Source organism: Marisediminitalea sp. (assembly GCF_984433645.1).
Map to the genome: position 1 here is coordinate 1 of NZ_CFIDRX010000202.1, position 7,200 is coordinate 7,200.

9 protein-coding genes are annotated in these 7,200 nt (G+C 48.8%); 5 read left to right on the top strand and 4 right to left on the bottom strand.

Going from position 1 to position 7,200, the window contains the following annotated elements:
* Both AC4MRN_RS18240 and dapD read left to right on the top strand, forming a co-directional pair.
* Positions 1-1,420: HD domain-containing protein (locus AC4MRN_RS18240; protein ID WP_491204086.1), on the top strand; the 1,420-nt coding region annotated here is incomplete at its 5' end.
* The gene (gene dapD / locus AC4MRN_RS18245; RefSeq protein WP_155015520.1) at positions 1,417-2,241 is read left to right on the top strand and encodes a 2,3,4,5-tetrahydropyridine-2,6-dicarboxylate N-succinyltransferase; all 825 of its coding nucleotides are present in this window, start codon (positions 1,417-1,419) and stop codon (positions 2,239-2,241) included. The genes AC4MRN_RS18240 and dapD, both read left to right, overlap by 4 nt.
* A 97-nt stretch (positions 2,242-2,338) precedes the next feature.
* Here the strand turns inward: dapD and AC4MRN_RS18250 are convergent, their stop codons facing one another.
* The 3 genes from AC4MRN_RS18250 to AC4MRN_RS18260 are packed head-to-tail and all read right to left on the bottom strand — an operon-like array spanning position 2,339 to position 3,885.
* A complete protein-coding gene (locus AC4MRN_RS18250) occupies positions 2,339-2,785 on the bottom strand; it encodes a flavodoxin (RefSeq protein WP_073319336.1) in 447 nt (148 codons plus the stop codon).
* On the bottom strand, positions 2,786-3,571 hold the full coding sequence (locus tag AC4MRN_RS18255) for a pseudouridine synthase (RefSeq protein ID WP_491204087.1): 786 nt from the start codon (positions 3,569-3,571) through the stop codon (positions 2,786-2,788).
* On the bottom strand, positions 3,568-3,885 hold the full coding sequence (locus tag AC4MRN_RS18260; protein WP_073319338.1) for a YqcC family protein: 318 nt from the start codon (positions 3,883-3,885) through the stop codon (positions 3,568-3,570). The genes AC4MRN_RS18255 and AC4MRN_RS18260 overlap by 4 nt, the downstream gene beginning before the upstream one ends.
* Before the next feature lie 59 nt (positions 3,886-3,944).
* Here AC4MRN_RS18260 and AC4MRN_RS18265 point away from each other — a divergent pair, with 59 nt between their 5' ends.
* Genes AC4MRN_RS18265 through AC4MRN_RS18275 form a run of 3 tightly spaced genes read left to right on the top strand, consistent with a single transcriptional unit; the run spans position 3,945 to position 5,882 of the window.
* Positions 3,945-4,988, top strand: coding sequence for a DUF3549 family protein (locus AC4MRN_RS18265; protein ID WP_491204088.1), 1,044 nt, complete (start codon positions 3,945-3,947; stop codon positions 4,986-4,988).
* Positions 4,989-4,993: 5 nt separating this feature from the next.
* Positions 4,994-5,299, top strand: a complete 306-nt coding sequence (locus AC4MRN_RS18270; RefSeq protein ID WP_155015523.1) for a DUF3301 domain-containing protein — start codon at positions 4,994-4,996, stop codon at positions 5,297-5,299.
* A gap of 28 nt (positions 5,300-5,327) precedes the next feature.
* Positions 5,328-5,882 (top strand): zf-TFIIB domain-containing protein, encoded by a 555-nt coding sequence (locus AC4MRN_RS18275; protein WP_475069793.1) that lies wholly within the window; start codon positions 5,328-5,330, stop codon positions 5,880-5,882.
* Between the two features lie 49 nt (positions 5,883-5,931).
* Here the strand turns inward: AC4MRN_RS18275 and AC4MRN_RS18280 are convergent, their stop codons facing one another.
* Entirely contained in the window at positions 5,932-6,351 is a 420-nt protein-coding gene (locus AC4MRN_RS18280) for a C40 family peptidase (RefSeq protein ID WP_155015525.1), read from the bottom strand.
* Positions 6,352-7,200 lie beyond the last annotated feature (849 nt).

Genomic DNA, 7,200 nt, shown 5'->3' on the forward strand with positions numbered 1-7,200 from the left:
ATTTAAACACCCACACTTCTTTGATTTTGCCTGGGACATCATGCACCAGTACGGCATATTGCAGTCGTATTTACCCCAGTGGGATCACATTGTAGGTATGATGCAGTTTGATCTGTTCCACGCGTACACGGTAGACGAGCATACGCACCGCCTGGTCAAACACGTTAATCATTACTTTTCTGACCGCAACGTCGAATTTCCGCGCTGTGGCCGGATTGTGAAAAACCTGGATAAACCAGAATTACTGTATATCGCGGCTATATTTCACGATATTGCCAAAGGCCGAAATGGTGATCACTCTACACTCGGCGCAAAGGATGTAGCTTCATTTTGTGAAGCGCACAACATCGTCAGCAGCGACGCGGAACTCATCGCCTGGCTGGTAGAAAATCACCTGTTGATGTCGGTGGTGGCGCAGCGCCGTGATATTTATGATCCGGATGTTGTAAATGATTTCGCCACGGCTGTGCGCAGTCAGGGACACCTGAACTTGCTTTATGCACTCACCCTGGCTGACATACGCGCCACCAATGACAACCTGTGGAACGACTGGAAATCGTCGTTACTCAGAGAACTGTATTTGATGACTCAAAAAGCGCTGGATAACGGGTTACAGTGTGGTGTTACCATGCAGGAACGGGTTGAGTTACACAAGAGTAAAGCCTTGGCCTCACTGCAACAGCAAGGCATAGATGACGCTGCGCTGATGACCCTGTGGTCACGTTTTGAAGACGACTACTTCGCGCGCTTCCGCCCAGAGCAGATTGCCTGGCATTCACGGGAAATACTCGCCTTCGAACCCATTGAAGACGACGCAGTGATGTTGATAAAAACCAATAACGACATCGCAAAAGGCGGCACTGAGCTGCTCATGTACGGTAAAGACCGTCCTGCACTGTTTGCGCAAATTGCTTCTGTGCTGGATAGCCGAAACTGTACTATCCGCGATGCACACATTGCCGTAACCCGTGATGGTCATGTATTCGATAGCATGTTGATTCTGGAAAACGACGGCTCCCGAATCGACAGTGAATCCAGAATGCGATCAATCGAAGCCGCGATTGCTGATCAGCTATTAAAGCCTGGCAGAAACCACACAAACACGCGTAAACTGTCGCGTCAGCACAAACAATTAAACGTACCGGTTAAGGTTCGTTTTTACTCGGCACAGGACGATGCCACACTTATAGAGTTGGAAGCACTGGACGCACCTGGAATTTTGGCAAAAGTAGGCCATGCTTTTGTCGATTGTAAGCTCACATTAAAATTAGCCAAAATTGCCACCATCGGTGAACGCGCCGAAGACGTGTTTATCGTCAGTAATGAGCAAGGTAAAGCCCTAACGCCGGAAGAACAGACTGCGTTGAAAAAACGCATATTGTTTAAACTTGATCAACTTGAAGATATCAACATACCATGACTGAATTAAAAGCCATTATTGAAGCGGCCTTCGAAGACCGCGAGAACATTACTCCTTCTGCCGCCCCGGCTGACGTAAAACAAGCGGTTAGCGATGCCATTGCCCTGCTCAACAGCGGTGAAGCACGTGTTGCAGAAAAAATTGCCGGCGAGTGGGTTGTACACCAATGGCTGAAGAAAGCCGTACTGCTTTACTTCCGCCTGCACAACAATGATGTAATGGAAGGGGCAGAGAGCCGTTTCTACGACAAGGTTCCGCTGAAATACGCAGACTACACGGCAGAACAATTTGCTGCTGAAGGTGTACGTATTGTGCCACCGGCTGCCGTTCGTACCGGTTCTTACGTCGGCAAAAACGTAGTCGTTATGCCGTCTTATGTAAACATTGGTGCATACGTAGGTGAAGGCTCTATGGTTGACACCTGGGCAACCGTTGGCTCTTGTGCACAAATTGGTAAAAACGTGCACCTGTCTGGTGGTGTTGGCATTGGCGGCGTATTAGAGCCACTTCAAGCTAACCCGACCATCATTGAAGACAACTGCTTCATTGGTGCGCGTTCTGAAATTGTTGAAGGCGTAATCGTTGAAGAAGGTGCGGTTATCTCAATGGGTGTTTACATCGGTCAAAGCACTCGCATCTATGATCGTGAAACCGGCGAAATCCACTACGGCCGCGTACCAGCAGGTGCAGTTGTAGTACCAGGTAACCTGCCAAGCAAAGACGGCAAGTACAGCCTGTATGCCGCTATCATCGTGAAAAAAGTCGATGCGAAAACCCGTGCAAAAGTAGGTATTAACGCCCTGCTTCGCGGTGCGGAATAATAACGCGTTAAACGCTTAGGGGCTGTTGACCTTTGCTACGCCCAATAAAAAATCCACCGTCACGGTGGATTTTTTGTATCTGGGGTCTGGCGGTTGGTTAAGCCAGTTTGCTGGCGAAGCCCTTCAGCCATTCAATAACATCGTTTTCAGGCTCAAGTGTTTCCATGGCATCGACTTCCAGCATGGCCGCAACCGGGTTGCCTTGAAGCTCGGTGAGCAATTCCTGCCACTGTTTACCTGCACCACAGAACGACTCGCCATAACTGCTATCGCCCAACGCGGCTACCGCAAAGGGTTTCTGTCCTAGCAGTGGAAATTGCGTGCGCAATTCATCAAACGTCATTTCAAGGTTTGGCGGAATGTCGCCCTGCCCTGTAGTGGAAGTGATCACCAATACGCCACTGGCATCGGTAATATCGCTAACGTCAGCATCGGTAAATACCTCGGCTTCGATCCCTTCTGAAGACAGAAAAGTTTGTACTGATTCCGCAACGCTTTCGGCATTACCGTATACCGACCCTACAATAATATTCACTGTCGCCATTTACTTACCTTTTTGAAGACTCCAGGTTAAAAACGGTTGCCAGCTTACCAATAACTCATCAATTTCGCTATCGGGTTGGCACTCAATGGTTAGCCATTGACGGCTAACCGGATGATAGAACCCCATTTGCGTACACACCAGCATCAGCCGCTGACAATCAAACGTATCCCGCAAGAACTGGTTATGCTTGCCGTCGCCGTGGGTCGTGTCCCCAACAATGGGGTGACGCAAGTGAATCAGATGCCGGCGCAACTGATGTTTGCGGCCAGAGTAAGGGCGCAATCCCAACCAGCTGTATCGCGCCGTGTCATAGCGACCAACAGCATAAGGCAATTCATAATGAGCAAGTGGCCAGTAATCCGTGTGTGCAGGCTGGGGAGGGACCGCTTTGACGCGATTAGCATCAGCCATTTTGTCCCAGCGGTATTTTAACGCATAATCCAACATGCCGTGGGCCTTTACATACCCTCGTACCAGTGCCCGGTATTCCTTTTTGACCCCAAAGCCCATCATTTGCGCATTCATTTTTGAGGCAGTTTCACTTTGTAAGGCAAATAGCAAAATCCCTGCCGTGGGTCTATCAAGACGGTGTAACGGAAACACATGCTGACCAATCTGATCCCGCAAAATCTGAACGGCAAACCGGGTTTCATGTTTATCAATGGGACTTCTGTGAACCAACAGCCCGGCAGGCTTATACACCGCCACCAGCCATTCATCCTGATACAAAATCTGCAATGTTTCTTTACTTTCAGGTGAAGGGGAACAAGCTGGCGTGTCCATCATGGGTTTTCACTCCAGGCATCCAATTGTCCCAGGATGGTTTGCACATTAAGGTGCTGAGCACCCCAGGTGATTTCTGCCACCGGCTTAATCGCCATAACAGGAACGCTAACCGGTGATTGGCTGAGCAGTGTTTGCATACGAGGGATAAAAATAAACTGTAGCCATTGTTCCAGCGCAAGGGTATCACAAGCGAAGGGCTGCTGGCTGGCCAGCGCCTGGCGCGACGGACGTTCATTGCCCCATAAACCGTTGTGACGAAGCGCAGCTTCCAACGCATCCAGTAATTGATTCCCCTGCTTTTCAGCATCTGACATTACGCCAACCTCCAATGCCTGTTAAACTAGCGGTAATTGAAATAAATTGAATTTGAAGCATGAATTCACAAGACATCCACTCATTGAGTGAGTTTCTGCTACACGCAGGCACGGATTATCGCATTTTTGACTTAGGACGGGGAGTCTATCCTGTCGATTCGCAAACCTTTCTGGAAATCGAAAATGGCAAAATCTGCCCGCCTCGTCCGCGCCAACAGCACGCCTGGTACGCGGTCGTCTTTTGGAATACCAGCGCACTGGCTCAGCGCTATATCTGGTTCGTGAAATTTCCACTGGATGAACAAGGGCTACTTATCCAGGCTTCCCGCAATCACTTCCTGCAAATTATTGTTGATGCACTGGGCAATCAAATCACCGGTGAAGGCGATCAGGAAAAACTGCCTGATAACCCCTATACCTTTACTCCCAGTCAGCAGCAAATGGCCCAATTTTCTGCCATCACCCGGCACACGCTGAACGACGCTAAACACGACGGCGTGGAGCGGGTTATGCACTATCTGAAAACGCCCAGCGTTATCGACTGGCAACAACTTCCTGTTCAGGCAATTGCCGATGCCGTCATTGAACTGGATGAAACAACCGCCGACGTCATTGCCAATCAGCTGGACCAATACAGCACACCGTTTATCGATACCTTGCTGAGCAGCTTGGAAAGCCAGCCGCTTCCAGAACGCCTTACTCAGAAATTCTGCGAAAAAGCGGTGGAATACAGCACAGCCGAAGACACCGCTCCCATGCTCAGCTACCTGCGCGCCCTGAGCCAGACCAGCTTCTCACCCGAGGTAAATCGGTGCATTAATCAGGTGTTGGACAATATCGACACGCCAGATATTGATTTGCTCAGCGTCATTGCCGCCAGGCACGATGCCCAGCTGGATTTACTGACTGCCCAACGCTTTTTGGAAATCGCAGCGAAAGCCGATGCCGCTGGCAACTACCAGCATCAGTTATTTATTGGGTTATTTTCAGATCTCGTGCAAATTCCTGCGCTGCGTAGAACCCTACTGACACTGGCAAAAGCGCATCAACACAACCCCGCAATGAAAGACGCCCTTGCGGCTCTCTTTAAACAGGCAGGATAATCGTTGTGAACCTATTAGATGTTTTACTGCTGGTATTAATTGCCGCCGGTGGCGCGTTATTCTGGCGAATTCGGATGATTTCAGAGGCCGCCAACCGGTATTTAAGTCAATACTGCAACACGCAGCACCTGCAGCTTATCAGTGTTGCCCGTCGCCTAACGCGGCCTATGCTGTATCGCGGTAAGCTGGACTGGCGCAGCGAATTTGACTTCGAGTTTTCGTCGACGGGGCAAGACTGCTATACCGGTACGCTGGTAATGAACGGGCTTACCGTGATTTCCACCGACACACCACCGCACCGCATTCATTAATTTATCGATCACAAGGATGTAACACGCTATGCAATGTACACAATGTAAACAAGGCCAATTAGTACCCAGTTTCTTAGATGATTTATTTCGCGCTCACACCTGCAACCACTGTGGCGGGAACTGGATCATGATAGAAGACTTTGTTAGCTGGAAAGAACGCAACCAGGCCTATGAGTTTGAGCAGGTTACCGACGTTTCGGAAGATACCAGCGACACTAAAAAAGCCCTGTTATGCCCGGTAACCGGCGGTATTATGCGTAAATTTAAAATTGCTGCGTCCACCGACCATCGGGTCGATTACAGCGCTCAGGTAGGCGGTATCTGGCTGGATAAAGGTGAGTGGGAGCTGTTGAAAGCGGAAGGCGTGGCTGGCGCACTCAATAATGTTGTTACCCAACAGTGGCAAAAGAAGATTCGGGAGGAGAACACCGCCTCTCATTTTGCAGAGATTTACGCTGCCAAATTCGGTGAAGCAACCTACAAAGAAGTAAAAGCATTAAGGGAGTGGCTGAACGCACAGCCCAACAAAGCCGATCTCCGTGCCTATTTGCTGGCGGAAGATCCGTATTCTACAGAACGATAGCAGCCCATTAGGGCTGCCCTAGTTAAGATCTCGCGCAAGCAGCCACTAATCAGTTGGCTGACTTTGTGCACTGGCGGCTCAATCGGTATAAGGTTTCCGGCGTCTGATACTGCGCAAATTCGTCAGGAATAAAAGACGTGGAGTGCGCTACCAGTTCTGAACAAAACCAACTGTCGGGGCAGTGTTTAAAAGAACGGAAGAACACGCCCTTAATGCCTTCGTTATCAAACGGCTTACCAATCAATTGAATTGCTCGTTCAATATCGCCGTCAATCTCGCGGTATTCGATTTCGCGATACCTGGCCTCAAACTCGCGAAGATCACTTCGCAGCACCCCAAAGCCACCTTTGGCTTCAATCACATGGACATCATCGGTGTCTAAAATTGCCACATGTGACCATTTCGATCCGGTTCTCCAGCGAATCATTCTGGAAATCCAGGAGCGATTACATCCAAATACAATAATCATTTGTCGTTCCCTACATCAACTTCCACAAAGTCAGCTCATGGCTGAAACTTAACCCCTGTGGCACACGACTACTCAGACGCACCAAGCAAGCGCGGTTACTGACCAGTACCATCAACATTATTTATATCGAATGTTTTTTGAGCTGTAAATATAAGAATAGCTTTTGCACAAATGAAAAAGGCGATAGCTCTCGCTACCGCCTCTTTATCGAATTTTGAAGATCCCTCTCAGCGTAGAGTGCTAAACAACCTCCAAGGTTATTCCCCTGCACGCAAATCCCTTTTATCCCACTCGTCCCGAGTGAGTAGCCAATCCTTAGCTAGTCCCTTTCCGTTATCCTTGTGTACTTCACATCCTGTTAAAGTATTCTTCAATCCTGAAGTTGTCCTTCAACCTTCCCGGTTGCATCCGCTTCCTTGTTACCAGCCTCCTGGCCGGTTTGCCCCATCCTGGGTTGTCCAGTGTCATCCTTGCGTCATCCTGACTCAACGTTTCTCCCTGTGACATGTTCATAATACCGAACGCATTTTTTGCTGGTAGCGTCTTTTTTGAAAATTCATCACCACTGTGAACTCCATGCACTTAGACTAAAGTACAAAACACAATAAAAACAGAAGGATACGTTTTTTCGTAGGTATGATCCTTTTGTCTAATTAGACGATGCTTACAGCTCTGTAGGAAATGTCTTACAAATGGAGGTAAGAAATAAGACTAAAGGTGAATAACGTGAGCAACCAATTTGGCTTTTACCTATCGGCAACATCTGTTATGGGTTCAGTTTATACAGTAAACACGCACCAGGTAGACTGAACTCAATCAAAAAGGTTACCCCACAAAGGGGTTGGTTTT

Coding starts and splice junctions, on each gene's coding strand:
- AC4MRN_RS18260 (WP_073319338.1), bottom strand. CDS start 3,885: ATGTCAGATGCTGAAAAGCAGGGGAATCAATTACTGGATGCGTTGGAA.
- AC4MRN_RS18250 (WP_073319336.1), bottom strand. CDS start 2,785: ATGGCGACAGTGAATATTATTGTAGGGTCGGTATACGGTAATGCCGAA.
- AC4MRN_RS18280 (WP_155015525.1), bottom strand. CDS start 6,351: ATGATTATTGTATTTGGATGTAATCGCTCCTGGATTTCCAGAATGATT.
- AC4MRN_RS18265 (WP_491204088.1), top strand. CDS start 3,945: ATGAATTCACAAGACATCCACTCATTGAGTGAGTTTCTGCTACACGCA.
- AC4MRN_RS18255 (WP_491204087.1), bottom strand. CDS start 3,571: ATGATGGACACGCCAGCTTGTTCCCCTTCACCTGAAAGTAAAGAAACA.
- dapD (WP_155015520.1), top strand. CDS start 1,417: ATGACTGAATTAAAAGCCATTATTGAAGCGGCCTTCGAAGACCGCGAG.
- AC4MRN_RS18275 (WP_475069793.1), top strand. CDS start 5,328: ATGCAATGTACACAATGTAAACAAGGCCAATTAGTACCCAGTTTCTTA.